Here is a 26,338-nt window from a genome sequence, read left to right as displayed (position 1 = left end):
GACCAAAGGTTAGCATGCTTATCAGGGCTTGTTAGCGATCACCTTTAAACCTCAGGTAAAACCCTAATATTTATAGGGGTAGTCAATCAATCTATCGTTTTTAGGGAAAAAATTAGACTAAATATAGGTTTTTCAGAATAAGAAATTAGTGCTTACTAACATTAAATTTAACCTTATGGGTCAACGGTTCACCCACCTTATCCACAGAACATATGGTACTTCATACAGTCTTTTAATAACTAAATAGAATAATAATTAATTTTTATATTCTTGACAGTGTATATAAGTCTTCCTAAGATGCGTCAACTGAAAGAGATGTTGCGGCGCACAAATTTTGAACTTAGTTTGAAACCAGTCACCAAAATGTTTTTTTAAATGAAGATGGATATGAAGATAAACACGTTGAATATGACTACAGCAGTGATGCAGATCGGTGGTGCCGAGTCTGAAGCACAGCTATTGGCCTTTAAAACGAAGTTTAAAAGCATTCTGAGCAGCTTATACATCGGAGCAGCCTTCCTAGTGGCAGCCCTTTGGATGAGCCAGCCTAGCAGCAAGATGGAAATGGCCACTTTACTGATACCAGCTGAAGCTTATGACATCTTAAGTACTGGATTCTCACCAGTGCCCTCAGTGGCTCAGGAAGCCTCCAAAATTCCTACAAACTTAGTAGATAGCCAAGCCATTGATCAAAATGTGCTGCGTAGCTACGCTGAGCGTCAGGCGGTGGCTCGTTATTTAGCAAATAAATACAAAATTGAACATGCTGACAGCATGAATTTTGTGGAAAAAGCCATTGCTGTCAGTCGTGAGGTGGGCTTAGACCCAACTTTGATTCTGGCTGTAACAGCGATTGAGTCTAGTTTTAACCCAGTTGCGCAGAGCAAAAAGGGTGCGCAAGGCTTAATGCAGGTCATGACTCGTGTACACGCTGAAAAGTATCAAATTTTTGGCGGTGATCACGCAGCATTAGATCCTGATGCCAATATGCGCGTAGGCTCTTTGATTTTGCGTGAGTACATTGCCAAGGGCGGCTCTTTAGAGGCTGGCTTGCGCCTGTACGTGGGCGCCTCATCAATGTTTATCAGTGATGGTGGTTACGGTGAAAAGGTCTTAGCTGAGCGTGAGCGCTTAAAACAAGCAGCTGCACTAAAAGTGGCTGTGATTCGCTCTAAAGTCCTTTAATCAGTTTTAGACATTAGATACAAAAAAGCCTGCTTATAAAGCAGGCTTTTTGTTTATGTCAGCAATTAGCAAGTTACTAATGTCAATGTGAACACAAATAGTTCTTCAATCAATCACATTTCATGAGGTCTAAGTTGTTGAGCCAATTTATCTAATACGCCATTTACATACTTGTGACCATCGGTACCGCCAAACACCTTAGCAAGCTCGACGGCTTCGTTAATGGCCACCTTAAATGGCACGCTGATATCTTCAGCAAGTTCAAAGGTGGCAATGAGAAGGGCGCCATACTCAACAGGAGATAGTTCTTCCATTGGGCGATCAACGTGTTCTTTGATTTTTCTCTCTAGGGTGTCGTAATGATTCACAACTCCAGCAAATAGATGGTCAAACAAATCCTTTTGAGCTTTTTTAAAGCCTGGATCTTCACCCAATTGTTTGGCAATCGTGGCGTAATCTGCAAAACCACCAGCGGCTTTGATCACTAACCACTGATAAACGCCTTGTAGGGCGTATTCACGGGCACGACGGCGGGGTGTTAAGGAGCGTTTCACCGTCACAGATGAAATCGGCTTATTGAGTTGTTGAGGATCAAAGTTCATAAATGGCCAAAAATACTAATTGAGAGTGATACCTGATTAATCTTCTTCAACTTCGTCATCAGGAGTTAAGCCAATTGATAAATTAGCCATTTCTACAGCGGTACGAGCGCAGTCACGACCTTTTTCAAGAACACGTGCTTCTGCTTGCTCATCGGTTTCACAAGTAAGAACGCCATTGGCGATTGGAATCCCGTAATCAAGTCCCACGCGTGTAATGCCAGCGCCTGATTCGTTAGAAACCAATTCAAAATGGTAGGTTTCACCACGTATCACAGCACCGAGTGCAATCAATGCATCAAACTCACCACTTTCAGTGAGTTTTTGTAGTGTTAGCGGAATCTCTAATGCGCCAGGAACAGTTGTAATCACAATATCTGTTTCTGCCACACCTAAAGCTAGAAGCTCCTTCACGCACGCTTCTGTGAGTGCTTCGCAAATTGGAGTGTTAAAGCGTGCTTGAACTATGCCAATGCAAAGGTCTTGACCGTTTAAGTCAGCTTCAATTCGATCAATATTTGATAGTGGCATGTGAAACCTTTATGTGATGCGTTGAGTAAAAATAACCTAAGAGGCTTTGAATGCAAGATGACCAGTGACCTCTAAGTCGTAACCTGCCATCGTTGGCAGCTTTCCTGGTTTTGCTAATAACTTCATTTTACGTATACCCAAGTCCTTCAAAATCTGCGCACCAATACCGTAAGTGCGGAAATCTGTTTTTCTTTGAGGGTTCACGGGAGCAATGCCATCAAGTTTGCCCAATTGGTTAAACCAAGCATCGGTATTAACTGCAGCAGATCCTGCGCAGTTAAGTAATACGATGGCACCTGCTTCACTTTGAGCAATTGTCTTAATAGCTTCTGTCACTGGCCATGAGTGACTGGCTGATTCTGTTTCCAATAAATCCAAAATTGTTGCGGGCTCATGCACACGCACCAAAGTTTCTTGATTAGGGTTCGGATTACCCTTGACCAAAGCAAGGTGTGCACAGCCTGTAGGGCTGTCTTTATAGGCAATGCCTTGTAATGGACCCCAAGGAGTATTGAAAGTACGAGTGCCTTGGCGGCTAATGATGCTTTCATTACGACTGCGGTAATGAATCAAATCAACAATTGTGCCGATCTTTAGACCATGCTCTTTTGCAAATTCGATTAAATCTGGAAGGCGAGCCATTTCGCCATCGTCTTTCATGATTTCGCAAATAACCGATGTTGGGCTGCAGCCCGCTAATTCTGCTAAATCACAACCTGCTTCAGTGTGACCTGAGCGAACTAAAACACCACCAGCTTGCGCCATGAGTGGGAAGATATGCCCAGGCATCACGATGTCGCGAGGCTTGGCATTGGCGGCCACTGCCACTTTGACAGTGTGAGAGCGGTCTGCTGCAGAAATACCTGTTGTTACACCTTCAGCAGCTTCGATAGAAACCGTGAAGTTAGTACCCAGTGCAGCAGTGTTATCACGCACCATTAATGGCAAATTTAATTGCTCACAGCGCTCGCGGGTGAGTGTTAGGCAAATCAAGCCACGGCCATATTTGGCCATGAAATTAATTGCTTCTGGCGTGACATGGTCTGCTGCTAGAACTAAATCGCCTTCATTCTCGCGATCCTCTTCATCAACCAAAATGACCATGCGACCAGCGCGCATTTCGGCAATGATTTCTTCTGTGGTGGCGAGAGAATAGGCTGTGCTTGACATAGACCCATGATTTTAAGGCTTTTTTGAGCGAATGCTCAGTTTTAGGGCTATTTAAGACTTAAAGCTCATCATGCGCTCAACATAGCGAGCGATCAAATCGACTTCTAGGTTCACGATGGACCCCGCCTTTAGGTACTGCAAAGTCGTGTTTTCTAGGGTGTGAGGGATTAAATTGATATGCATGAGGCAACCGTTTGCCTCGTCTTCAATCTGATTAACAGTGAGGGACGTGCCATTCACAACAATGGACCCTTTATAGGCTAGGTACTTAGCCAAAGACAAGGGTGCTCTGATGACTAAATGCCAAGATCCATCAGCGCTGTCTGTGTGCACTTGTTCGAATGTAACCACTTCGCCCATGCCATCCACATGACCGCTCACCAAATGACCGCCCAAGCGATCATTCAAGCGCAAGGCTTTTTCTAAATTAACAAAACCAGTTTTATCTAGACCAGTTGTTTTGTTCAGTGACTCTGCAGAAATATCAATAGAGAAGTGAGTGGGTGTCATGGCAATAACAGTCATGCAAGCACCCTGTAAAGCAATGCTATCCCCAAGTTGTACATCGCTCATATCTAACTTGCCGGCATTAATATGAAGGCGTAGGCCATCACCCAGTTTTTCAACTGTTTCGATTTGTCCTACGGCTTGAATGATTCCGGTAAACATAGCAGTCTCTTTTTTTGTGGGGTTATTTCTTTTTTAATCTAATCCGTAGATTATCGCCAACAGAGACGTGGTCAATCAAATCCCAGGTCTTAACATCATCTAAAGTGCTAAGGCTAGGTAAATTAGCCATGCCCACCGCATCTCCCAATAGTTTGGGCGCCATGTAGATCAGTAATTCATCAACGCAACCCTCGCGTATCAATGAGCCATTCAGCTTAAAGCCCGCCTCAACGTGTACTTCGTTGATATGTAATTTTTCTGCCAAATATTTAAATAGTGCGGGAAGATCTACTTTACCTTTGCTATTAGATGCATCAGGTAAAGCAACGAGCGTAACATTTTTTTCTCGCAATGCTTGAGACATTTTTTCAAAATGCTCAGCATCAACTTGACCACAAACAACTACTGTATGACCACCGATGGACTCATCAAGTATTTTTGCATCCAGTGGAACTTCTAAGAAAGAGTCAATTAATACACGAAGAGGTTGTCTTGGTGTTTCAATATCTCTGACATTGAGTTGAGGATTGTCTTCTTTGACAGTGCCAATGCCAGTCAAAATACAACAAGCTCTGGCTCGCCACATATGACCATCGTGGCGTGCGTCACTGCTAGTGATCCATTGACTTACACCGTTGTGTAGCGCAGTTTTGCCATCAAGACTGGCGGCAATCTTTAACCGTACCCAAGGTTTGCCTTGAGTCATGCGCTGAATAAAACCGATATTTAATTCAGAAGCTTCTTTTTCTAACAGGCCGCAACGTACTTCAATACCAGCAATGCGAAGTTTTTCAAGACCTTGAGCTGCAACCAATGGATTAGGGTCTGTCATAGCTGCAATGACTGTTGCAACCTTGGCATTAATTAAAGCGTCTGTGCATGGTGGTGTACGACCATGATGGCAGCATGGTTCTAAAGTGACATACACCGTTGAGCCACTCACATCAAAGCCTTTAGCTTTTGCATCTTTGAGTGCCACAATTTCAGCATGGTCTGATCCTGCTGCTTGTGTGTGCCCAAAACCAATGACTTGGTTATTTTTGACAATGACGCAGCCTACCCGGGGATTTGGGTTGCTGATGAATAGCGACTTCTTGGCTTCTGCCAAGGCCATATTCATGTAGTCATGGTCTTCTTGGGTATACATGGCACGTCATTAATAACAATGTGTCTCATTTTAGAGGTGATATCCACTTTACAGGCATTTTTGAGAATCTTTTCCTGGATCACAAATTCGCCACCGACCACCTGGTCCCAAAATCACGTGACGCATTAACTCGGGGTAGCTTTTATGTTGCCAAATGATTCGATTTGCCACAAATCCACCGTTATGCAGTAGTGCGGGCTCCCCACCCAAAAAACTGATGTGCCGTGCTTTCTTGGGTGCACTCATATCCGTAAATTGCTGGCTATCTTTTAAAAGATGAGTCGCGATCTGAACTTGAGCATGCAAATGAGGTTGATTGAGTGGGTACGTTTTGAGCATTATTCCTCTCATCGAGGTATCAGTAGGTTGAATAATTGCCCAGCCATTTGACCAATTCTGAGGGTCTCTTTCATTGGCTGGTTGCAGGCTAACTTTTACATTGAGTTGACGTGATAGTTGCCTTGCTAATTGCGCATCTTGAATAAAAGCATGGATCACTTCATTTAATTGCTGCTGTGCTATCTGACGACTAAATGATTCTATCAATGTGCTTGCAATGATTGCGATTAAAAAAGTGCATATCAGCACTTCAATGAGAGTAAAGCCGGTCTCCAAATCACATTGATAACTGTCACTTTCATAATTTCTTCCAATCAAGTCGTTCAATTTGCTTGAGTTTATTTTTTGATGCGGTTTGAGGGGTATCAATTCGAATCGTGCTTTGTAGTTGTACATGAGTAAGTGGTGATTTGGCTGAGCTTGTAACCTTGTAGTGTTGACTACTAATTCCTGATTTATTGCGAAAGTATTTTGGTTTGTAGGTCTCAACATCAACTTCATTATTCACATTAAGACCCAGACTCAAGTTTCTTTCGGCCTCGATCAACGATCGTTCTGCTGATATAAAAGTCTTTAGGTAATCACTCTCACTTTGAATCATTCGAATATGTGTGGCAGCAATATTCAATGCTGAGATGGTTGCTAGGCTTATGAGTAATAAAAATCCTAAGATACTTGGAATGACATAGCCAGCTTGTCTACCGAAAGCCATCTCATTAGGAATGTCGTAGTGCAAAAATCTTCTCGATTTCAAGGCCATGTCTATTTTTATGAAGTTTGATCCGTAGTTTTAATGCTTTGACTTGTTTCCAGTGGGGTCTACTTTTTGATGCTCTTTCGTTTAACTCGTAGGGTTCATGCCACTCAATACTTTGACCTCTTTTAATACCCGTCTGGATTTGCATTGATTGAACGTGCCCGATCAATGCATCATTTTGTAGATGTCCCTTTTTATTCTTGGTTTGCAAATACAGCACACCCTCACGTTGTTCATGATGACCCTGATACTGAATAAAGAATGCTTGATATCCAACTGATTCATCTGCGTGGTTGGTATAAAAAGCATCCGAGCCATCTAAGCTAGCGGAGCCCTTGCGTACCTGAAACTGACCGGTCTGGCTACTACTCATGCTAGAACTATCTTTTGCCATTAATTGAAATGTGGCACCTTTAGGCAGGCTCGCTGTTTGGATGGCTTGCCCCATCATCTGAATTGCTTGTAATGCTTCGTTGTGCAAGGTTGCTCGAACTAAGTGCCTCTCAATGCTTTGATAAAGCTGATATCCCGATTGAGTAATGCCCACCAAAATAATGCTGCCCAGCACATTTGAGACCATTAATTCAATTAGGTTCATTCATCACCCCACTCAAGTAAAGCAATCGATAGTTCATGCTCATTGCTCAGCTCGATGAGCTCAAAAAAATCATGTTCAAGTTTGAGTGAATAGCTGCTCACGAACTGTTGTGTGGAGGAAATCACAAAATACGATCCACCAAGCAAGCTAATGGCGATCAAAACTTCAATCAAGGTAAAACCGTCAGTATTTGTATGCGAAGACATCCATAGATGATGCCAACCCTGCGGCTATCTGAAAATCAGCGTTTGCTGATTTTTGTGTACGAATTTTCTGAAAATAAGTAAGGGCTGATGACTTACTTCAACTCTTTAAGCGCGCTTTCAAATGACTCAATGTCTGTAAAGCTCTTATAAACAGATGCGAAGCGAATGTAGGCAACTTTATCAAGGCGCTTGAGTTCGCGCATCACGAGTTCGCCAATTCGGTCGCTGGCGATTTCTTTTTCACCCATGGCAAGAAGACGTTCTTCGATGTTTCGGATGGCTTCTTCAACAGCTTCAGCAGACACTGGGCGTTTGCGCAATGCAATACCCATTGAATCCACAATCTTGCTGCGGTTGTACTCCACGCGACTGCCATTCTTTTTAACAATCGCAGGGAGTGCTAATTCAGCGCGCTCATAAGTGGTGAAGCGTTTGTCGCATTTTTCGCAACGGCGACGACGTTTAATGAGGTCGCCTTCTTCAGATACGCGAGTATCTAAAACTTGCGTATCTGAATGTTTGCAAAAAGGACAGTGCATATCTTCTTATGAGCCTTGTTGCCTAGTTGCTGTAAACAGGGAAGCGCTTAGTTAGAGCAGCAACTTCTTCACGAACTTTAGCAATATTGGCAGCATCATTAGGATTATCTAAAACATCAGCAATCCAATTTGCTACCTGAATAGCTTCAGCTTCTTTGAAGCCGCGTGTTGTCATAGCTGGTGAGCCTAAACGGATACCGCTTGTAATAAATGGTTTCTCAGGATCGTTAGGAATCGCATTTTTGTTGCAAGTGATGTGTGCTTCGCCCAATACACGCTCAGCCTCTTTACCAGTGATCTTCTTAGCGCGAAGGTCTACAAGCATCACGTGTGATTGAGTGCCAGAAGACACAATGCGTAAACCACGTTTGATCAAAGTTTGCGCCATGGCGTTAGCATTGATTAACACTTGTTGTTGATAGTCTTTAAAGCTTGGCTCTAGTGCTTCTTTGAAGGCCACTGCCTTAGCGGCAATCACATGCATCAAAGGACCGCCTTGCAAGCCTGGGAAAATGGCTGAGTTAATAGCTTTTTCATGTTCAGCTTTCATCAAGATGATGCCGCCACGTGGGCCACGCAAGCTCTTGTGTGTAGTTGATGTCACGATATCAGCATGGGGCACTGGATTAGGGTACAAACCAGCAGCAATCAAACCTGAGTAGTGAGCCATGTCCACCATAAAAATAGCGCCGACTTCTTTGGCTACTTTGGCAAAACGAGCAAAATCAATGTGCAATGAGTAAGCAGATGCGCCAGCGATGATTAATTTTGGCTTGTGCTCACGTGCCAAACGCTCCATGGCATCGTAATCAATCTCTTCTTTTTCATTAAGGCCATAGGCAACAGCGTTAAACCACTTGCCGCTCATATTAAGAGCCATGCCGTGGGTTAAGTGGCCACCTTCTGCCAAGCTCATACCCAAAATTGTGTCGCCAGGCTTCAAAAACGCCAAAAATACTGCCTCATTGGCAGATGCGCCACAGTGAGGCTGTACGTTGGCTGCTTCTGCGCCATAAATCTGTTTTAGACGGTCAATTGCTAATTGTTCAGCAACGTCCACATACTCGCAACCACCGTAATAGCGCTTACCTGGGTAGCCTTCAGCATATTTATTAGTTAATTGGGAGCCTTGGGCTTCCAAAACCGCTGGAGAGGTATAGTTTTCAGAGGCAATCAGCTCGATATGCTCTTCTTGACGCTTGTTTTCTGCTTGGATGGCATCCCATAATGCGGGATCAGTTTTGGCCAATGTTTGACTACGTTGGAACATGATTAGGGCTTTCTATGAGGATCGTCTATTTTGCGGCTAGCATACGCTAAACTCTGCAGACCTAAATGATACAAAAAAACCAGTAAGGAGACCAAAAAATGACTAAGTTAACAGTATTGGTGACTGGAGCCACAGCAGGCTTTGGTCAAGCGATTGCAAAACGCTATTTGGCCGAAGGTCATAAAGTGGTTGCGGCCGGTCGTCGAGTGGATCGCTTGGAACAGTTAAAAAAATCTCTACCGGCTGATCAGCAAACCCGTTTACACACAGTGGTACTGGATGTGACTGATAAAGAGGCGGTTTTTGCTCTGCCTGCGAAACTGCCGGCAGACTTTGCAGGCGTTAATGTTCTAGTTAATAACGCAGGTTTGGCCTTGGGTCTTGAGCCAGCCCATAAAGTCGATTTAACTGACTGGGAAAGAATGGTTGATACCAACATCAAAGGTTTGATGTACATGACACGTGCTTTCTTGCCAGGAATGGTGGAGCGTGGAAGAGGTCATGTCTTCAATTTAGGCTCTATTGCAGGGCGTTACCCATATCCAGGTGGCAACGTGTATGGTGGTACTAAAGCTTTTGTGCGTCAGTTCAGCTTAAACCTCAAGTCTGATTTACTGGGTACACCTATTCGTGTGACGGATGTCTCCCCAGGCTTATGTTCTGGTACGGAATTCTCAAATGTGCGCTTTAAGGGCGATGATGAAAAAGCCGCCAAAGTTTATGACGGTGTTCAGGCATTAACAGCTACTGATATTGCAGAGTCTGTTTACTGGGCATCTACTTTGCCAGCACATGTAAACATCAATGTGATTGAAATGATGCCAGCTTGCCAAGCATCTGGGCCATTGGCTGTTTATAGAAACTAAAATAGCAACACTTAAACAATTTATTACTACTGAAATTAATCGATATGCACGCTACTCAAGATTTATCAATTCTGTCGCTAGTACTTAATGCCAGTGTTCTGGTGCAATTGGTCATGCTCTTATTGCTAAGTCTTTCAGTAGCGTCATGGACCATTATTTTTAGAAAAGGCCTAGCACTCAAAGCGGTGCGCCAAGATACCGAACGCTTTGAGAGAGATTTTTGGTCAGGTGGTGATTTAAATACTTTATTGCAAGGCGCGATGCGTAACAAAGATCAAGCAGCCAGCCTAGAACGTATTTTTGAAAGTGGCATGCAAGAGTTCTTAAAAGGTAAAGAGATTGACGGTGCACGTCGTGCCATGAAAGCTGCTTACCAGCGTGAGATGGACACCTTAGAGGCTAACTTGCCATTCTTGGCATCAGTTGGGTCTGTCTCTCCATACATTGGTTTGTTTGGTACCGTGTGGGGCATCATGAACTCATTCCGTGGCTTAGCTAATGTGCAACAAGCTACCTTGGCTAGTGTAGCTCCGGGCATTGCAGAAGCATTGGTGGCAACAGCAATTGGTTTGTTTGCGGCAATTCCTGCGGTAGTGGCTTATAACCGTAATGCTGCTGACATTGATCGCTTATCAATTCGTTTTGAAACTTTCATTGAAGAGTTCTCAAATATCTTGCAACGTCAGCAACAAGTTCGCTAAATAGGGATTCCTTATGGCTAGCATCTCTAGAAAAACTGGTGGACGCAGAAGGGCGATGGCAGACATCAATGTGGTTCCATACATTGATGTCATGTTGGTGCTCTTGGTTATTTTTATGGTCACAACTCCAATGGTTAATCCAGGCATTGTGAGTTTGCCAACAGTGGGTGGTGCGCAAATACAACCTATGCCCCCTGTACTTATTAACATTTCTGCTGAAGAAGTGATTTTGATTAAGAGTGAAGGTAAGGCAGACAAAACTGTTAGTCGGGCTGAGTTAGGTGCTTTTGCACGCGAGCGTGCAGAGCTAACCCCTGATCAGCCGATGGTGATTGCAGCTGATAAATCGATCAAGTATGAAATCGTGATGGATGTCATGGCGCGCCTCAAAGAAAACGGCATCAAACGCGTTGGCTTGGCAGTTAAGAGCAACTAAACGTAGAGAGACTGAGTGAGCGCAGCCACATTCCCAGGTTTTCCATTGCGTGATCGCTTTCAGGCTGAGCCTGGAACTGGCAAGGCCTTTTTGTGGGCCATGGGGATGCACCTTTTATTAATGCTATTTTTAACAGTTGGATTGAATTGGAAGAGCCAAACGCCAGCAGGTCTTGAAGCAGAAATTTGGGATAACGTTCCAGTAATTAAAAGTGCTCCAGCGAATGTGGATCCAAAAATTGATGCCGATGAAAAAGCGGACATTGCACTAAAGAAGAAAAAGGAAGCTCAGAAAAAACCTGAGCCTAAAAAAGAAGAAGTAAAACCAGCTAAGAAAGTAGACCCTAAAGAGCTTAAAAAGCAAAAAGCTGAAGAAGAAAAATTAGCAAAACAAAAACAAGATGCAGCTAAAGAAAAAGCTAAGGCAGAGGCTGAACGCAAGGAGGCGCTAGCTCAAGATAAAGCACGTGCAGATCAATTGGCGCGTCTACGTTCTGCAGCTGGTAAAGAAGGTGCTGCTGGTGGTCGCGGTGGTGTGGTTGGTGATGGTGTGGGTGGTGGCGGTAATGCTAAGCCAGGCTACGCAGATAAAGTGCGCCGAAAAATCTTGCCACTCATTGTTTTTAATCCATCTTTGGTGGCAGGTAATCCGGCGGTTGAAGTGGGTGTAGAGTTAGCGCCTGATGGCACAATTGTGAGCAGAAAAGTATTAAAGAGTAGTGGTGATGCTGCATGGGACAAAGCTGTTTTAAGAGCCATTGATGATGCACAAACTTTGCCTAAAGATGATGATGGCAAGGTGCCTAAGCAAGTACGTTTAACGTTTAAGCCAAAAGACTAATGAGATACACAATGAAATCAATTTCAGTGATGCAAGCTTTTCTAACAAAATCAGCCAAACTTTGGTTGATGGCTGTTGCCATGATTGCCGCCTCAACTGGGGCGCATGCGCAAATGAATATTGAGATTACTGGAGTGGGTCAGTCATTATTCCCAGTGGCCGCAATGCGCTTTGTTGGTGAAAATCAATTACCCCTCAAGGTAACCGATGTGGTTCGCTCGAACTTAACAAGAAGTGGAGCTATTCGTAACGTTGAATCAGGTTCTGCAGAATTGGGTTGGGATATCAACCCTGACTACAAGTCATGGTCTGCACGCGGAGCTGATGCTTTGGCAGTAGGTAGTGTGACTAAATTATCAGATGGCCGTTTTGAGATTCGTTATCGCTTATTTGATATTCGTAAAAATGAAAGTTTAGGTGGTTTAGTTGTTACTGTTACTGCTGATGATTTGCGTTTGGCAGGTCACAAAATTGCCGATGACATCATTCAAAAGATTTTGGGTGAGCGAGGTATCTTTTCAACACGCTTATCCTACGTGATTCGATCTGGTAAGAGCCATCGTTTGGTGATTTCTGATTCTGATGGTGAAAATGCTCGTCCTGCGCTCTCAAGTAATGAGCCTATTATTTCGCCAACATGGTCACCAGATGGCAAAAAGGTAGCTTATGTTTCTTTTGAGTCACGTAAGCCAGTGATTTATGTACATGAGTTAGCAACAGGGCGTCGTACTGTTCTTTCTAATCAAAAGGGTAATAACAGTGCGCCATCATGGTCAATGGATGGTAGCCAATTAGCGATTGCTTTATCGAAAGATGGCAATACTCAGATTTATAAAATCAATGCCAATGGTTCTGGTTTGCAACGTTTAACTCGTGGCTATTCGATTGATACAGAGCCACAGTGGTCGCCTGATGGTAAGTGGATTTATTTCACGAGTGATCGTGGTGGCAGCCCGCAAATTTATCGTATGCCTGTAGAGGGCGAATCTGCTGGAGCTGCTCAACGCGTTACCTTTAAGCATGGCTTTGTGACTAGTCCACGCTTGTCGCCTGATGGTAAAAATTTAGCCTACATTGCCAGAGTTTCTGGCGCTTATCGTTTGCATCTACAAGATCTAGCAAGTGGTGAAGTTGTGGCTTTAAGTGATGGCATTCGTGATGAGACACCTACTTTTGCCGCCAATGGTCGTTACATTCTGTATGCCATGCGCTCCGGCAATAAGCCGGTTCTCATGGCAGTATCAATTGACGGTAAAAATAAACAAATGTTAAGTTTGCCTGGGGCTGATATCCGCGAGCCTGCCTGGGGCCCATTCATGGATTAATCAAATGAATCTGAAAAAGTGCTTATTTCAGATTGATTTGATACGATAGACACAAATTAAGTGAAAAATTGTTTTTTCACTTAACAAAATCATTTAAATATTAAATTTGGGGAAACAAATGAAACAATTTTCAATCGCTCGTCGCGCAACATTATTGTTGTCCGTGGCTTTGTTAACAGCTTGTGCATCAGGCGTTAAGTTAGATGATGTTGATGGTAAGGGTGGCGCTGGTACTGATTACAGCTCACAACCTTGGAATGATCCAAAGAGCCCATTGTTCAAGCGCAGTGTTTATTTTGATTTTGATAGTTATGCGGTTAAGGCTGAATATCAAGCAACTTTGCAAGCACACGCCAACTACCTAAAGGCTAATAAAGATCGCAAGATCAAAATTGAAGGTAATACAGACGAACGCGGCACAACCGAATACAACTTGGCACTAGGTCAACGTCGTTCAGAAGCTGTGCGTAAATCATTGTCATTGCTAGGTGTGTCTGACTCACAAATGGAAGCGGTGAGTTTTGGTAAAGAAAAGCCCAAAGCACAGGGTAGCAATGAGGCTGCATGGCAAGAAAATCGCCGTGCTGATATTGCCTACTAATTTTGAAAGAGAAAATAAACCGTATGCAGCAGTCACAACGTTTTAATTTTCTGCACACTTCAACAGCGGCTTTGGCCGCTGTTGTTTTTGTTGCATTGAGCGGCTTTAGTCAACCAGCGCTGGCGTTGCTAGAAGATAACGAAGCGCGCAAAGCCATTTTGGATTTGCGGGCACAAGTTAGTGCTGCACAAAAATCTCAGATTGAGATGCAAAGTCAGCTAGATGAGTTAACTCAAGAAAACGCTAAATTGCGTGGTCAAACAGAGTTACTTGAAAAGCAAGTACAAGAGTTAACAGCCCAGCAAAAAACTTTTTACCAAGATTTAAATGGGCGCATGAAAAGTTTTGAACCTCAAGTGATGGAGATTGAGGGTGTACAGGGCAAAGTTCAACCTGGTGAGCAACAGGCTTATGAGGCTGCTTTAAAAGCTTTCCAAGATGGCAATCTTAAAAAAGCAGATAACGGCTTTCAGAGCTTTGTTAAAAAATACCCAGACAGTCCTTATTGGCCCTTGGCACAATTTTGGTTAGGAAACTCTGAGTACGCTCAAAAAGACTATAAGACAGCCATTGCCACATTACAGTCCATGGTTAAGCGCTACCCATTGCATGCTCGTGTGCCGGATGCATTGCTAACTCTTGCTAATAGTCAAATTGAGTCAGGCGCAAAACCTGCAGGTAAAAAAACTTTGGAAAACTTGATTGCTAAACATCCAGATAGTGAAGCAGCTGGTTTGGCTAAGCAAGCATTAAAACGTCTTAAATAATATTTTATGTCTGTTGATTTTCAGTCGATGCATGCCAGACAGCCAAACGCACCAGCAGTAGTGCTGTTATCGGGTGGTTTGGATTCGGCAACTGTATTGGCTATAGCAAAAAAGCTAGGCTATGCACCATATGCACTCTCCTTTAGATATGGCCAACGCCACTCCTCAGAGTTGGATGCTGCCGTGCGCGTAGCGCGCTCAATTGGTGCTGTTAGACACGAGATCATTGATTTGGATTTAAGGCGTTTTGTGGGTGGTTCTGCATTAACGGATGATGCGTATGCAGTGCCAACCAGTCCTGGGCCGCAAGATGAAATTCCGATCACCTATGTGCCAGCACGCAACACCATCATGTTGTCAGTAGCGTTAGGCTGGGCTGAAGCATTAGGGGGCTTGGATATTTTCTTTGGTGCTAATGCCGTCGATTACTCCGGATATCCAGATTGTCGACCTGATTACGTTAAATCTTTTGAAGCGACTGCTAATTTGGCCACCAAGGTTGGGGTTGAATCACATGAAGAGTCAACTCGATTCAGAGTTCATGCGCCAATCATCAAAATGAGTAAAGCAGAAATCATCAAAACTGGTATCGAGCTAGGCGTTGATTTCTCACAAACAGTTTCTTGCTACCAGGCTAATTCAGAAGGCTTGGCTTGTGGGCAATGTGAGTCATGTCGCTTGCGAAGAGAAGGTTTCAAATCTGCTGGGATCTCCGATCCAACACACTACGCCAAATAAAAAACCCGGTTAGTTCAATTTAACCGGGTTTTTTATTTGTTAACTTAATGAATCAGCTTATTAAATCATCTCAATAAAGCTAGTTAATCAAGCAAACAAACTGAATTACTTAAGAGCAGCAAATACGCTGGTTGTAATAGCCTCAACAGAGCCAGTGCCCTCTACCTTGCGGTATGCAGGTGCTGGTACCTTGGCAGCTGGATCACCATTCTTAGACCAGCTTGAGTAGTACTCAACCAATGGACGTGTTTGAGCGTCATAAACGTCTAAACGTTTCTTCACAGTTTCTTCTTTATCGTCTTCACGTTGAATCAAGTCTTCACCTGTTTCATCGTCTTTACCCGCCACTTTCGGTGGGTTAAACGTCACGTGATAAGTGCGGCCAGATGCAACGTGCACGCGGCGACCACTCATACGATCAATAATTGCGCTAAATGGCACATCGATTTCTAGAACGTAATCAATCGGTACGCCCGCATCTTTCATCGCTTGAGCTTGAGGAATTGTGCGTGGGAAACCGTCGAACAAATAACCTTTGGCGCAATCAGCTTGAGTTAAACGGTCTTTAACCAAACCGATGATGATTTCATCAGAAACCAAGCCGCCTGCATCCATCACTTTTTTAGCTTCAATACCTAATGGTGTGCCTGCTTTAACAGCAGCGCGCAACATATCGCCTGTAGAAATTTGTGGAATACCAAATTTCTCACATATAAATTTAGCCTGCGTTCCTTTACCGGCACCTGGTGCGCCTAATAGGATCAATCGCATGGTTAACTCCCTTTTTCTTGTTTGTAGGTATTGGTTGAATTGAAAAAAGACAAGAGTAGGTTGTTTTTTTGACAACAAACTGACTCATGCCTTTATTTAGTAATTTTCCCATTATTTAGCCTGAAAGCCAATTTTTGAGCCTCAGGATTTCCCTAAATTAGGGTAATTTTTGGCATTTTTTTGCTGATTTAGGCTTTTTGTGCAAAAACTTGGCGCACGCGCTCGAGGTCTTCTGCTGTATCAACACCTGGGGGTGGGGCTGAGTCTGTTAGCAGTACCTGAATCGTATAGCCGTACCACATGGCTCTTAGCTGCTCTAATGATTCAGCTTCTTCGATGGGTGCCGGTGCTAGCCCAGAAAATTCTTTTAAAAAACTCGCTTTATAGGCATACATGCCAATGTGGCGATAGCACTGCGCTTGGAATTTATCAGCGTCCCTTGTAAACGGAATAGGCGCTCTTGAAAAATACAATGCTCTGCAGTTCTTATCCATTGCTACTTTGACGGCATTAGGATTATTTACCTCTGCCGCATCATGAATTTTTAGTGCTGCTGTAGCAATCTGAGCATTAGGGTGTTCTGCCAATGTTTGCGCAACTTGGGTAATTAATTCGGGTGGTATTAATGGTTCATCACCTTGGACGTTCACCACGATTTCATCATCGCCAAGATTTAGTTTGCTTGCCACTTCGCTAAGACGGTCAGTGCCCGTCGGATGATTCTTGCTTGTTAACATCACATCGAGACCATGTGCTTTGCAAGCATCAAAAATACTTTGGTCATCCACTGCTACCACTACGCGAGTTGCACCAGATTGCAAAGCGCGCTCTGCAACTCGGACCACCATCGGTTTACCACCAATATCGGCTAAAGGTTTATTCGGTAAACGCGTAGATGCCAGACGTGCTGGAATCACTGCGATGAATGGTATTTTTGATGTCATTAAATAGTTGTCTCAAATAGACGGATGTCTTATTTCTCGCCCAGGTTGCGCGCTTCTGCAACCAACATCACTGGAATACCATCACGAATCGGAAAAGCCAATTGATCAGCTTTGCAGACCAATTCATTATTTTCAACATCATGATGCAATGGCGATTTGCAAATAGGGCAAACCAAAATATCTAGTAAACGTTTATCCATGATTGTTTGATGTATTGATTAAGGGCGTTTCAGAATATCTACCATTTGATCGACAAAATCATTTGGTAGGTCAACTGTCACAGGTAACACCCAAATACGCTCATCATCCTTGTAATCGTTGAGTTGCATGCATTTTACGGCATCCTTCTCCGTGATGAGTATCACTTTTTCGGTTCTATCTCCAAAAGGATTACTTAAAAAGTCGAAGTGGTCGGGTAGGGGTAGTTCATTAAACTCAAGGCCAGCATCTTTGAGTAACTGAAAAAACTTTTTTGGGTTACCAAGACCTGCAGCAGCTAGTAATTGTTGTTTGCTTGGCGCTCCACTATCAAATAAATCACTAATAGCAGTTAATGAAATTTGACGAGATGGTTCTTTGAGTTGGTAGATATTGCCAATCTTAATCTCTAAATCAAAACTAGGCGCATCCTGAAAGTAAGGGCCAGTAGATTCTGTGAGCCCTAGATTGAAAGTGAAGTCGCGTGGGCGACTTGCACTTTCTCTAAGTGGGCCCGCTGGCAATAAAAATTGATTGCCTTCGCCTCTTGCATCACGAATAACTAATTCAATATCGTGGCCACCCTCGCGGGCAGGCCAACGTCTTAGCTTGTAATGTTGCAAGCCATCATCACTGATGATCACATTTACATGCGGATATTGTTGGAGTAGTTGTTGTCCTGCACTGACTCTGTTTGGGTGAACAAAAATAGGTATATTCAAGTGTTGAAGTTGTCTGGCCATGTAACACGGTTCATCACCAACAATACTGGGTAATGATGAGGTGGTGACTTCTGTGGCTTCTTGATTAGAGCCTTTGTAACCCCTAGAAATAATTCCTGGACGAAAGCCTTTGGCATGAAGTGTTTTTGCAAGCGCTAGCACGGTTGGTGTTTTGCCTGTACCACCCACGCGAATATTGCCAACAATCACAACGGGTACAGGTAACGCGCTGCTTTTAATGATGCCTAAATCGTATAAAAACCTTCTGATTGAGCTCGCTATCCCGAATACTTTTGAGAGCGGCCATATCGCTAAAGCTTTGAGACCTTTCTTCTCCCAGTACTGGGGTGCTTGTGTCAGACTTTGATTGGCGCTCATGAGCTTAATTATTTGCTTTTAGATTGGGTGGCAAAAACAACATTAGGTAAGTTGGCGTTTCTTGCTGCTTCCATCACTAGCATCACTGATTGATGTGGTGCTTTCCCATCAGCAGCGATGATCACATTGGGACCATTATCACCACCAGTATTTTTGGCAGATGCTGTTAGAACATTAGTTAGTTGATCTAGTGCAATACGTTTGCCATCAATTGCAACACGGCCATCAGAAGAAATTGCCACTGCAATATCTCTGGGCTTTCCTTTTGCAGCAGCACCCTCTGCGCTTGGTAAGGTAATGGACAGTTCTTGGTAGCGCGTGAACGTTGTAGAGATCATTAAAAAAATCAAAATCACCAACAACACATCAATAAATGGAATCAAATTAATTTCAGGCGCAGTTTGGTCGCTGGTGGTAGATACACCATGAAAAAAACTCTTTTTGCGAACACTGTTAAATAGCATTTAAGTTGAATCACTTCATTAAATGACGCAGTAATTTTTTTGCTGCCGCTTCGCATTCGCGTTGACGCTTTTCAATCATGGCTTTCAAGCCGCGCCATCCTGCGTAGGCAGGTATGGCAATTAGTAAACCAAAAGCAGTGTTGTACAAAGCAATTGAGATGCCATGCGCTAGTTGTTGTGGATTAGCACCAGTGCCTTGTTGGCTACCGAAAATTTCAATCATGCCAACCACTGTGCCAAATAAACCTAGTAATGGCGCGATTGTTGCAATGGTTGCTAGTGCACCCATGTAGCGCTCTAGCAAAATAGTTACTTCAGCCGCTGCTTCTTGCATAGCCTCAACAATCTTTTCTTCGTCTGATGACTGTGCTTTTGCAAGTAAAGCTGCTGACAAAATTGTGCCCAGTGGCGCAGCACTGGCTAGGGTATCTGTAGCTTGTTGAGCGCTTTGTGAATTTTTTAATGCTCCCGAATCTGCTAACTGAATAGCGCCATCAACTAAATGTGGGGGTGCTATGCGTTTTGCTTGTAGGAACCAAATTCGTTCAATCAGAATGGCTAAAGCCACAATTGAGGTCAATAAAAGAGGCCATACAGGCCAACCGGCGGCGATTAGGATGCTATACATACCCTATACTTTAAACGAAGGTTCTATGTGCTCAGAATTCAATGATTAAAAACAGACATCAAGGTTGTGGATAACTCTGTGAAAAACTTTCTTTAAGTTGCTTTCTAAGCCATTGATTCTTCGTAGAGGTATGATTTTTTAAAAATACTGATTTTAATTAAGTTTATATAAATCAATATGTTGCACCATAGTTACTGGATCTGAGCAGCTTTTATGTGTTTTTGTCTAGGACTAAATTAGGCTTGTGGATAGTTTTTAGGCTAAGACCCTTATAAATACGAAATTGACGGTAAAAAATGACAGAAATATCAAGGCAGATTATCGGGGTTGGGGATCTAAACCGCACCATTGCTGGTGTTTTAGAGACGCACATCGGTAATGTCTGGGTTAGAGGGGAGATTTCTAACTTCAAGGCTTATGACAGCGGGCATTGGTACTTTTCTTTAAAAGATGCCGACGGGCAGATTCGCTGTGTAATGTTCCGTGGCCGTAATGGTCAAGTTGGTTTTGTCCCTAAAGAGGGCGATTTAGTAGAAGTAGCTGCTAACTTAGGTGTGTATGTTCCTAGGGGTGACTTGCAGTTAAACGTTGGATTGATGAGGCGTGCAGGTCAAGGTGGTCTTTATGAAGCGTTTTTGAAGTTAAAAGAAAAGCTAAATAAAGAAGGTCTCTTTGATGAGGCAAAAAAGCGCCCATTACCAAAACATCCAAAAGCCATAGGTGTCATTACCTCAGCCCAAGCGGCTGCCCTAAAAGACGTTTTGAGTACTTTGGAGCGCCGCGCCCCTCACATCCCCATCATTGTTTACCCAAGCCTAGTTCAAGGAGCTGATGCACCTGCTGCATTGAGCCTAGCTTTAAATCGTGCGTATCTTGATGCCAAACAAGGCGATATTGAGGTCATCCTATTGGTAAGAGGCGGTGGCAGCATTGAAGACCTTTGGTGTTTTAATGACGAGCAACTCGCTCGAGTGATTGCTAAATCACCGGTACCCATCGTCTCAGGCGTTGGACATGAAACGGATTTCACAATTGCAGATTTTGTCGCTGATCTTCGGGCGCCGACGCCAACTGGCGCTGCTGAGTTGGCAACCCCTAATAGAGATGCATTATTGCAAGACTTAGATGTTTTAGCGCAGCGCATGAGCGTTAGGCTGACTCAAAGAATTGATAAAGAAGTGCAGCGTTTGGATCAATTGGCATTACGTTTAAATCATGCCTTGCCAAATCCTGATCGCATGAGAGAAAAAGCGCAGCAATTAACAGTGCGTTTGAATCAGGCTTGGCAGGTCAATATACAAACTCATCGCCAACAGCATCAAACCTGGCGCAATCATTTGGAGTTATTAAGCCCTCAGCGCACATTGGATCGTGGTTACGCTGTTTTATTGGATGCAGAGGGGCAAGCGATTAAGAGTGCACAGCAAATTCAACAAAAACAAAGCTATGAACTACGTCTTGCTGAAGATTGCTCGGATATCACTGTATCTGAAGTCAAGAATATTCGAGTGAGCCAATAACTATTGCTTGTGATCTGTTTGGGTGGTTTGCACGAAATATTCATAAATCATGGATAATTTGGCTTGCTATAACTTAAAGACCTAATTAGGTTTTTAATCTTTTATAAATATTGCAAAGGGGAATTTATATGGCATCAATATTGCAATCATTACAACGCACAGTTTTGGCTGGTTTTGTTTTATTGATTTTGATCGTTCTTGGTGTTGGATCAGTGAATTTTGATCATGCTTGGGGTGCATTTGTGGTTCGTTGGTTGCACGTGTTGGTAGGTGTGATGTGGATTGGCTTGCTTTGGTACTTCAACTTTGTACAGATTCCATCAATGCCAAAGATTCCAGATGAGCAAAAACCTGCGATTAGTAAAGTAATTGCCCCAACGGCTTTGTTCTGGTTCCGCTACGCTGCGCTATTTACTGTGGTAACAGGTTTATTGTTGGCTGCTGCTAACGGCTACCTAGTTCAAGCTTTGACATTCCAACAACCAGTTGTAGCAATTGGTATTGGTATGTGGTTGGCTCTTGTGATGGCATTTAACGTTTGGTTCATCATCTGGCCAAATCAGAAAAAAGCTCTAGGCATTGTTCAAGTGGAAGCTGCTGAAAAAGCTGCTGCTGCACGTTTAGCAATGTTGACTTCACGTTTTAATACGATGTTGTCAGTACCAATGCTCTATATGATGGTTGCACAGCAAAACGCTGGCTTGTAATCAACTGAAGCATCAAAAAAAGAGGAGCCTAGGCTCCTCTTTTTTATTATTGATTAGATTAATCCCTAAAGTTATTAAAGCCCAATGGCGCTTCTTCAACATCTTTACGAAGCATGGCCATGGTTGTTTGTAGATCATCGCGCTTAGCACCTGTTACACGCACTGCATCGCCTTGGATACTTGCTTGTACTTTGATCTTGCTATCTTTGATGATGCGCACAATTTTCTTGGCAAGTTCTGTGCTGATACCTTTTTGGATTTCAACAATTTGTTTAAGTTTGTCGCCAGATATTTTCTCAAGCTTGCCGTCTTTTAGAAAACGCACATCCACATTGCGCTTAGCGAGCTTGGCTAAAAGTACATCACGCACTTGTCTGAGTTTGAAATCATCATCGCCAAATAGGGTTAATTCTTCACCTTTTTGTTCAATTCTTGCATCAGATCCCTTGAAGTCAAAACGAGTAGAAATCTCTTTATTAGCTTGCTCAAGAGCATTTTTTACTTCAATCATGTCTGGTTCACAAACAACGTCAAATGAGGGCATAGTTCACCTAAAAATCAAAAGTAAAGTTAATCACAGTTAAGATTGTGGCATGAAGATCGATTTACACGCTAGTTTGCGTGCTCACAACACCTTTGGATTTGATGTATCCGCTCAGTATTTGGCTTATTTAGAGAATAAGTCAGATGTGGTGGAATTTATATCTAAAGCAGAGTCTGACAGGCAGCCTTGGCAGGTCTTTGGGGGCGGTAGCAACTTGGTTTTGGCAAAAGATTTGCCAGGCTATACAGCCCTCATGCAAATAAAAGGCAAATCTTTATTAAAAGAAACTGCTACACACTTTTATGTTGAAGCCATGGCAGGTGAGTCTTGGCATGACTTCGTTCAGTGGTCGCTTGATATGGGATATCCAGGATTAGAGAACTTAGCTTTAATACCTGGTACGGTAGGAGCAGCTCCCATACAAAATATTGGTGCTTATGGTGTAGAGCTCCAGGAAGTATTTGAGAGCCTTCAGGCATTTGATAAAAGTCGCCATGAATTTGTTACTTTAAATAAACAGGATTGCAAGTTCTCATACCGTCATAGTATTTTTAAAGATGAGCCCAATCGTTATGTGGTGATTTCAGTTTGTTTTGCCTTGCCAAAACAATGGGAAGCAAAACTGGGTTATACAGAATTGGCAAAAGCATTTACTAATCAGGATTCATTAAAGCCCATCGACATCTTTCATCGAGTGTGCGAGATTCGAAGAAGTAAGTTGCCAGATCCTCAAGTGATTGGTAATGCCGGTAGTTTCTTTCATAACCCTGTGGTCACCAATGAGTTGTATCAACAGTTAAAGCAGCAATTCCCTCAACTAGTTGCCTACCCTAGTGGGCAAGAATGGAAGTTAGCTGCTGGCTGGTTAATCGATCAGTGCGGCTTTAAGGGATATAAGTTGGGGCAAGTAGGTGTTTATGAGAAGCAAGCCTTGGTGCTTGTTAATCATGGCAGTGGCACTGGAGGAGAGTTGCTGCAATTAGCGGAGCAAATTAAAAAGAAGGTTAAAGAAACTTTTGATGTTTCTTTAACCGTTGAGCCCGTTATCTTTAACTAACCGCGAGTGTGAGAGTGAGCTAGTGAGGTAGAGTGATTGTGTTGTCAGAGGAACATTAGCCACATTGGTAAAGTTACCGCAGCAGCTAAAGTCATCACAGAAATACAAATAGCCACAAGTGGTCCATCGCCACCCATTCTGTTGGCAAGCACATAGGCACTCGTTGCAGTAGGCATTGCTGCAAATAGCACCACGCTGTTAAGTTGAGCTTGGGGTAAATCAAAATATTTGCCAAAAAATAATGCAATGGCCGGGCAGGCTAACAATTTAATGCCGGTCCAATATGCCACTAGTGCGCCATCTTTTTTGCTTTTAACCCACATGAGTCCTGCGCCAACACTTAGTAAGCCTAGGGCAATAGAGGCCGCACCTAAACGCGATAAGCTGAGCGCCAAATAGTCAGGCATTCTTAGCCCAAGAACATTGCTAATTAATCCAAGGACGGTTGCAATGATTAGAGGATTTTTAATTAATTCTTTGAAAATGTGTGACTCTGAGTGTTTAGCTAAGGACCAAACTGCTGCTGCATTAGCAATTGGTACCAAGCAGCCACTAATTAGTGCCATTAACGCTACACCTTCTTCGCCGGCTAGTCTGCCAGCTGCAGCAAAGGCAATGTATGAGTTAAAGCGAAAGGCCGTCTGAAATCCTGAGGACCAGCTTAAGTCTGTTGGCTTAAAGATCCATTTGGAGATAAAGCTAAGCCCCATCGCTGAAAAAAAGGCGATGGCTGCCACAAAAATCATGGTGTAGGTGCCACCCCAATCAAACCTAGTTTGATTGATGGCATTGAACAAAAGTGATGGGAATAACAAGTAGTAGACAAGCTTTTCAGCGCTTGTCCAAATGTTCTTATCAAGATGTGTAAAGCGTACTAAGATGAACCCAAGCAAAATGAGTAAGAAATCAGGAAGTAATAAAAAAGCTGGATTCAATGTCGTCTCTTTTAGAATGAAACCTCAATGGTAGTTAAAAAATCAACTTCTCGCACGCATGATGACTATCAGGATTCTAAGCCTGTTAGTAAGAAGCTTGTTGTCAGCATGGAGGCGATTGATTTGTTTTGCGACACTTGTTGGTTAGAGGATGGTTTATCTAAGAACAGTCTGAGTGCTTATCGTCGAGACTTACTCTTATTTGCACGCTGGTTAGATGATGAAACATCTAAAACGATTTATGAAGCAAATTCAGCAGATGTGATGGGGTATATCGCCCATCGCAGAGCTGATAAAGCAACCACAGCCAACAGGCGTTTAACAGTATTAAAGCGTTTTTATCGTTTAGGTATTCGTAAAAACTTAGTTAAAGCTGATCCCTGTCTAAATCTAAGAGCAGCTAAACAAGCCCCAAGATTTCCTAAGACTTTGAGTGAGTCTCAGGTAGAGGCATTGCTAGGTGCACCAGATACAGATACACCGTTAGGTATCAGAGACAGAACCATGCTTGAATTGATGTATGCCAGTGGTTTGCGTGTATCGGAGATGGTTGATCTAAAGACTATTGAGGTGGGTCTTAATGAGGGGGTTGTGCGCGTTATTAGTGGTAAAGGTGGCAAAGAACGTTTGGTGCCATTTGGAGCGGAGGCCGCCACTTGGTTGAAAAAATATTTAGAAGTGGCTAGACCTCAGTTGCTAGATACAAAAGCACAACACAAAGCTACCCAAGATTTATTCTTGGCAAGACACACCGGCCAGGGTATGACTAGGCAAGCGTTTTGGCACATCATTAAACGCTACGCCACATTAGCAGGCATTGATGTGCCACTTTCACCCCACACTCTAAGACATGCCTTTGCAACACATTTGTTAAATCATGGTGCTGATTTAAGGGTGGTGCAATTATTATTAGGTCATGCAGACATATCCACTACACAGATATACACTCATGTTGCACGTGAGCGTTTAAAGAATATTCATCAACAGCATCACCCTAGAGCGTAAACATGAACTTGTCGATTTTTAATGCATTAGTAATTTTGGGAGCCTACTTGATTGGCTCAGTCTCCTTTGCTGTAGTGGTTAGTAAGGTAATGCGATTACCTGATCCGCATAGCTATGGTTCCGGTAATCCAGGAGCTACCAATGTATTACGAACTGGTAATAAATTAGCTGCCATTCTGACCTTGCTGGGTGATGCAGCTAAAGGTTATGTGGCTGTTGTTATAGCGAGAGTTTTAATTGGTGTGGAGATTGATTCTTGGGGCTTACCTACTGTTGCTGCTGCTGCTTTTATTGGACATTTATTTCCAGTTTTTCATGGCTTTAAGGGTGGCAAAGGCGTTGCAACAGCCTTGGGTATTTTGTTAGCAATTGATTGGGTATTAGGCCTTACTACTTTATCGACGTGGTTGATTGTGGCTGTTTTCTTGCGCTATTCATCACTAGCAGCTTTGGTATCTGCGGTATTTGCACCGATCTATTTCATTTTTCTATTTGGTGTACAACCAATGGCCATTGCGATTGCTGTGATGAGCGCCTTATTAATCTGGCGCCACAAAGCCAATATACAAAAATTGTTAAGAGGTGAAGAAGGCAGGATTGGTTCTAAAAAATAAGAAGCCAGAAAATAAAAAGCTCACAAAAAACGCTGCCCAATTAACAGGCAGCGTTTTTTGTGAGCGAGTAAAAAATATCAGCGAAAACTATTTAACGATTAATACGGGCTGTTTTGCTTGAGATAGCACTTGAGTGGCAATCGAACCCATGATCAAGTTCATGAGTGAACTGCGACCATGAGAGCCCATCACAATCATGTCGGCTTTAGCTGTTTTTGCTTCAGCCAAAATCGTATCGGCCACATGACCAACTTTTTGTACTAATTTGTACTGAATTTTTGCTTTATCTAATTTTGCAGTGGCTGATTTAATTGCTGCCTTACCCTGATCAGCATACCAATCCGCGATTGATTTCTTAGGAATATATTGCGTCACTTCTGGTGGAATAACATCTGGTTCAACATGAAGAACAACTAAACCTGAACCTTTGCCTTCAAACATGGCGGAGTGAGCGATTAAGTAATCAATGGCTTTTGCACTGTGTTTTGATCCGTCGATCGATACTAGAACCTTCATCAAATCTCCTTTAAATAATTTTTATTGATCTGTAATCTGATATTAAGCTAA

34 protein-coding genes are annotated in these 26,338 nt (G+C 43.1%); 14 read left to right on the top strand and 20 right to left on the bottom strand.

The window, feature by feature from the left end:
- Positions 1–408 precede the first annotated feature (408 nt).
- On the top strand, positions 409–1,185 hold the full coding sequence (locus tag CFR83_RS02930; protein ID WP_207758547.1) for a lytic transglycosylase domain-containing protein: 777 nt from the start codon (positions 409–411) through the stop codon (positions 1,183–1,185).
- A gap of 113 nt (positions 1,186–1,298) precedes the next feature.
- Here the strand turns inward: CFR83_RS02930 and nusB are convergent, their stop codons facing one another.
- The 11 genes from nusB to glyA form a co-directional block, all read right to left on the bottom strand.
- The gene (gene nusB, locus CFR83_RS02925) at positions 1,299–1,787 is read right to left on the bottom strand and encodes a transcription antitermination factor NusB (RefSeq protein WP_088812480.1); all 489 of its coding nucleotides are present in this window, start codon (positions 1,785–1,787) and stop codon (positions 1,299–1,301) included.
- Between the two features lie 36 nt (positions 1,788–1,823).
- Complete coding sequence (ribH, locus tag CFR83_RS02920; protein ID WP_088812479.1) at positions 1,824–2,315, bottom strand: 6,7-dimethyl-8-ribityllumazine synthase; 492 nt, start codon at positions 2,313–2,315, stop codon at positions 1,824–1,826.
- Between the two features lie 36 nt (positions 2,316–2,351).
- A complete protein-coding gene (gene ribBA, locus CFR83_RS02915) occupies positions 2,352–3,485 on the bottom strand; it encodes a bifunctional 3,4-dihydroxy-2-butanone-4-phosphate synthase/GTP cyclohydrolase II (protein ID WP_088812478.1) in 1,134 nt (377 codons plus the stop codon).
- A gap of 51 nt (positions 3,486–3,536) precedes the next feature.
- On the bottom strand, positions 3,537–4,154 hold the full coding sequence (locus CFR83_RS02910) for a riboflavin synthase (protein WP_088812477.1): 618 nt from the start codon (positions 4,152–4,154) through the stop codon (positions 3,537–3,539).
- Between the two features lie 22 nt (positions 4,155–4,176).
- Entirely contained in the window at positions 4,177–5,301 is a 1,125-nt protein-coding gene (gene ribD, locus CFR83_RS02905) for a bifunctional diaminohydroxyphosphoribosylaminopyrimidine deaminase/5-amino-6-(5-phosphoribosylamino)uracil reductase RibD (RefSeq protein WP_088812476.1), read from the bottom strand.
- A gap of 48 nt (positions 5,302–5,349) precedes the next feature.
- Complete coding sequence (locus CFR83_RS02900) at positions 5,350–5,967, bottom strand: pilus assembly FimT family protein (RefSeq protein WP_165765043.1); 618 nt, start codon at positions 5,965–5,967, stop codon at positions 5,350–5,352.
- On the bottom strand, positions 5,939–6,400 hold the full coding sequence (locus CFR83_RS08375; RefSeq protein WP_165765042.1) for a hypothetical protein: 462 nt from the start codon (positions 6,398–6,400) through the stop codon (positions 5,939–5,941). Before CFR83_RS08375 ends, CFR83_RS02900 begins: the two co-directional genes overlap by 29 nt.
- Positions 6,357–6,995, bottom strand: coding sequence for a PilW family protein (locus tag CFR83_RS02895; protein ID WP_088812474.1), 639 nt, complete (start codon positions 6,993–6,995; stop codon positions 6,357–6,359). Before CFR83_RS02895 ends, CFR83_RS08375 begins: the two co-directional genes overlap by 44 nt.
- On the bottom strand, positions 6,992–7,201 hold the full coding sequence (locus CFR83_RS02890) for a prepilin-type N-terminal cleavage/methylation domain-containing protein (protein ID WP_088812473.1): 210 nt from the start codon (positions 7,199–7,201) through the stop codon (positions 6,992–6,994). Before CFR83_RS02890 ends, CFR83_RS02895 begins: the two co-directional genes overlap by 4 nt.
- A gap of 92 nt (positions 7,202–7,293) precedes the next feature.
- Positions 7,294–7,740, bottom strand: coding sequence for a transcriptional regulator NrdR (nrdR, locus tag CFR83_RS02885; RefSeq protein WP_088812472.1), 447 nt, complete (start codon positions 7,738–7,740; stop codon positions 7,294–7,296).
- A 22-nt stretch (positions 7,741–7,762) separates the two neighbouring features.
- On the bottom strand, positions 7,763–9,010 hold the full coding sequence (glyA, locus tag CFR83_RS02880; protein WP_088812471.1) for a serine hydroxymethyltransferase: 1,248 nt from the start codon (positions 9,008–9,010) through the stop codon (positions 7,763–7,765).
- A 98-nt stretch (positions 9,011–9,108) separates the two neighbouring features.
- Between glyA and CFR83_RS02875 the strand changes: the two genes are divergently transcribed.
- The 8 genes from CFR83_RS02875 to queC all read left to right on the top strand — a co-directional run bounded on the left by CFR83_RS02875 (position 9,109) and on the right by queC (position 15,284).
- The gene (locus CFR83_RS02875) at positions 9,109–9,876 is read left to right on the top strand and encodes an SDR family oxidoreductase (protein ID WP_088812470.1); all 768 of its coding nucleotides are present in this window, start codon (positions 9,109–9,111) and stop codon (positions 9,874–9,876) included.
- 44 nt (positions 9,877–9,920) lie between these two features.
- The gene (tolQ, locus tag CFR83_RS02870) at positions 9,921–10,577 is read left to right on the top strand and encodes a protein TolQ (protein WP_088812469.1); all 657 of its coding nucleotides are present in this window, start codon (positions 9,921–9,923) and stop codon (positions 10,575–10,577) included.
- A 13-nt stretch (positions 10,578–10,590) separates the two neighbouring features.
- On the top strand, positions 10,591–11,013 hold the full coding sequence (locus CFR83_RS02865; protein WP_088812468.1) for an ExbD/TolR family protein: 423 nt from the start codon (positions 10,591–10,593) through the stop codon (positions 11,011–11,013).
- Between the two features lie 15 nt (positions 11,014–11,028).
- Positions 11,029–11,853: a cell envelope integrity protein TolA gene (tolA, locus tag CFR83_RS02860; RefSeq protein WP_243383327.1), complete on the top strand. Its 825-nt coding sequence runs from the start codon at positions 11,029–11,031 to the stop codon at positions 11,851–11,853.
- Between the two features lie 11 nt (positions 11,854–11,864).
- A complete protein-coding gene (tolB, locus tag CFR83_RS02855; RefSeq protein WP_243383326.1) occupies positions 11,865–13,178 on the top strand; it encodes a Tol-Pal system beta propeller repeat protein TolB in 1,314 nt (437 codons plus the stop codon).
- Positions 13,179–13,296: 118 nt separating this feature from the next.
- Positions 13,297–13,779, top strand: coding sequence for a peptidoglycan-associated lipoprotein Pal (pal, locus tag CFR83_RS02850; protein ID WP_088812466.1), 483 nt, complete (start codon positions 13,297–13,299; stop codon positions 13,777–13,779).
- Positions 13,780–13,802: 23 nt separating this feature from the next.
- Complete coding sequence (gene ybgF, locus CFR83_RS02845) at positions 13,803–14,546, top strand: tol-pal system protein YbgF (RefSeq protein ID WP_088812465.1); 744 nt, start codon at positions 13,803–13,805, stop codon at positions 14,544–14,546.
- Between the two features lie 6 nt (positions 14,547–14,552).
- Positions 14,553–15,284: a 7-cyano-7-deazaguanine synthase QueC gene (gene queC, locus CFR83_RS02840; RefSeq protein WP_243383325.1), complete on the top strand. Its 732-nt coding sequence runs from the start codon at positions 14,553–14,555 to the stop codon at positions 15,282–15,284.
- Between the two features lie 105 nt (positions 15,285–15,389).
- On the opposite strand, the gene adk is transcribed toward queC, so the two are convergent.
- From adk to CFR83_RS02810, 6 genes are all read right to left on the bottom strand, one after another.
- Positions 15,390–16,055 carry an adenylate kinase gene (gene adk / locus CFR83_RS02835; protein ID WP_088812464.1) on the bottom strand — a complete coding sequence of 222 codons (666 nt, stop codon included), beginning with the start codon at positions 16,053–16,055 and terminating at the stop codon, positions 15,390–15,392.
- Positions 16,056–16,243: 188 nt separating this feature from the next.
- The gene (gene kdsB, locus CFR83_RS02830; protein ID WP_088812463.1) at positions 16,244–16,999 is read right to left on the bottom strand and encodes a 3-deoxy-manno-octulosonate cytidylyltransferase; all 756 of its coding nucleotides are present in this window, start codon (positions 16,997–16,999) and stop codon (positions 16,244–16,246) included.
- A 29-nt stretch (positions 17,000–17,028) separates the two neighbouring features.
- On the bottom strand, positions 17,029–17,199 hold the full coding sequence (locus tag CFR83_RS02825; protein ID WP_088812462.1) for a Trm112 family protein: 171 nt from the start codon (positions 17,197–17,199) through the stop codon (positions 17,029–17,031).
- 18 nt (positions 17,200–17,217) lie between these two features.
- A complete protein-coding gene (gene lpxK / locus CFR83_RS02820) occupies positions 17,218–18,297 on the bottom strand; it encodes a tetraacyldisaccharide 4'-kinase (RefSeq protein ID WP_088812461.1) in 1,080 nt (359 codons plus the stop codon).
- Positions 18,298–18,305: 8 nt separating this feature from the next.
- On the bottom strand, positions 18,306–18,761 hold the full coding sequence (locus CFR83_RS02815) for an ExbD/TolR family protein (protein WP_088812460.1): 456 nt from the start codon (positions 18,759–18,761) through the stop codon (positions 18,306–18,308).
- A 10-nt stretch (positions 18,762–18,771) separates the two neighbouring features.
- Entirely contained in the window at positions 18,772–19,389 is a 618-nt protein-coding gene (locus tag CFR83_RS02810; protein ID WP_088812459.1) for a MotA/TolQ/ExbB proton channel family protein, read from the bottom strand.
- A gap of 296 nt (positions 19,390–19,685) precedes the next feature.
- Here CFR83_RS02810 and xseA point away from each other — a divergent pair, with 296 nt between their 5' ends.
- Both xseA and CFR83_RS02800 read left to right on the top strand, forming a co-directional pair.
- The gene (gene xseA, locus CFR83_RS02805; RefSeq protein ID WP_088812458.1) at positions 19,686–20,909 is read left to right on the top strand and encodes an exodeoxyribonuclease VII large subunit; all 1,224 of its coding nucleotides are present in this window, start codon (positions 19,686–19,688) and stop codon (positions 20,907–20,909) included.
- A gap of 128 nt (positions 20,910–21,037) precedes the next feature.
- On the top strand, positions 21,038–21,616 hold the full coding sequence (locus CFR83_RS02800; RefSeq protein WP_088812457.1) for a urate hydroxylase PuuD: 579 nt from the start codon (positions 21,038–21,040) through the stop codon (positions 21,614–21,616).
- Positions 21,617–21,674: 58 nt separating this feature from the next.
- Here the strand turns inward: CFR83_RS02800 and CFR83_RS02795 are convergent, their stop codons facing one another.
- Positions 21,675–22,160 carry a YajQ family cyclic di-GMP-binding protein gene (locus CFR83_RS02795; protein ID WP_088812456.1) on the bottom strand — a complete coding sequence of 162 codons (486 nt, stop codon included), beginning with the start codon at positions 22,158–22,160 and terminating at the stop codon, positions 21,675–21,677.
- A 49-nt stretch (positions 22,161–22,209) separates the two neighbouring features.
- Here CFR83_RS02795 and murB point away from each other — a divergent pair, with 49 nt between their 5' ends.
- Complete coding sequence (murB, locus tag CFR83_RS02790; RefSeq protein WP_088812455.1) at positions 22,210–23,217, top strand: UDP-N-acetylmuramate dehydrogenase; 1,008 nt, start codon at positions 22,210–22,212, stop codon at positions 23,215–23,217.
- A gap of 44 nt (positions 23,218–23,261) precedes the next feature.
- Here the strand turns inward: murB and CFR83_RS02785 are convergent, their stop codons facing one another.
- Entirely contained in the window at positions 23,262–24,152 is an 891-nt protein-coding gene (locus tag CFR83_RS02785) for an AEC family transporter (RefSeq protein ID WP_088812454.1), read from the bottom strand.
- A 27-nt stretch (positions 24,153–24,179) separates the two neighbouring features.
- On the opposite strand from CFR83_RS02785, the gene xerD reads away from it, so the two are divergent.
- Together xerD and plsY are read left to right on the top strand one after the other, a co-directional pair.
- Positions 24,180–25,157: a site-specific tyrosine recombinase XerD gene (gene xerD, locus CFR83_RS02780; RefSeq protein WP_088812453.1), complete on the top strand. Its 978-nt coding sequence runs from the start codon at positions 24,180–24,182 to the stop codon at positions 25,155–25,157.
- Between the two features lie 14 nt (positions 25,158–25,171).
- Positions 25,172–25,771 (top strand): glycerol-3-phosphate 1-O-acyltransferase PlsY, encoded by a 600-nt coding sequence (gene plsY, locus CFR83_RS02775; protein ID WP_423808375.1) that lies wholly within the window; start codon positions 25,172–25,174, stop codon positions 25,769–25,771.
- An 87-nt stretch (positions 25,772–25,858) separates the two neighbouring features.
- Here plsY and CFR83_RS02770 read toward each other — a convergent pair whose 3' ends face one another.
- Complete coding sequence (locus CFR83_RS02770) at positions 25,859–26,287, bottom strand: universal stress protein (RefSeq protein ID WP_088812451.1); 429 nt, start codon at positions 26,285–26,287, stop codon at positions 25,859–25,861.
- Positions 26,288–26,338 lie beyond the last annotated feature (51 nt).

This window comes from Polynucleobacter victoriensis (assembly GCF_900187875.1).
GTDB classification, from domain to species: Bacteria; Pseudomonadota; Gammaproteobacteria; order Burkholderiales; family Burkholderiaceae; genus Polynucleobacter; species Polynucleobacter victoriensis.
Note: the sequence above shows the minus strand (reverse complement) of the source record. Positions and strands in the feature narration are given on the sequence as shown.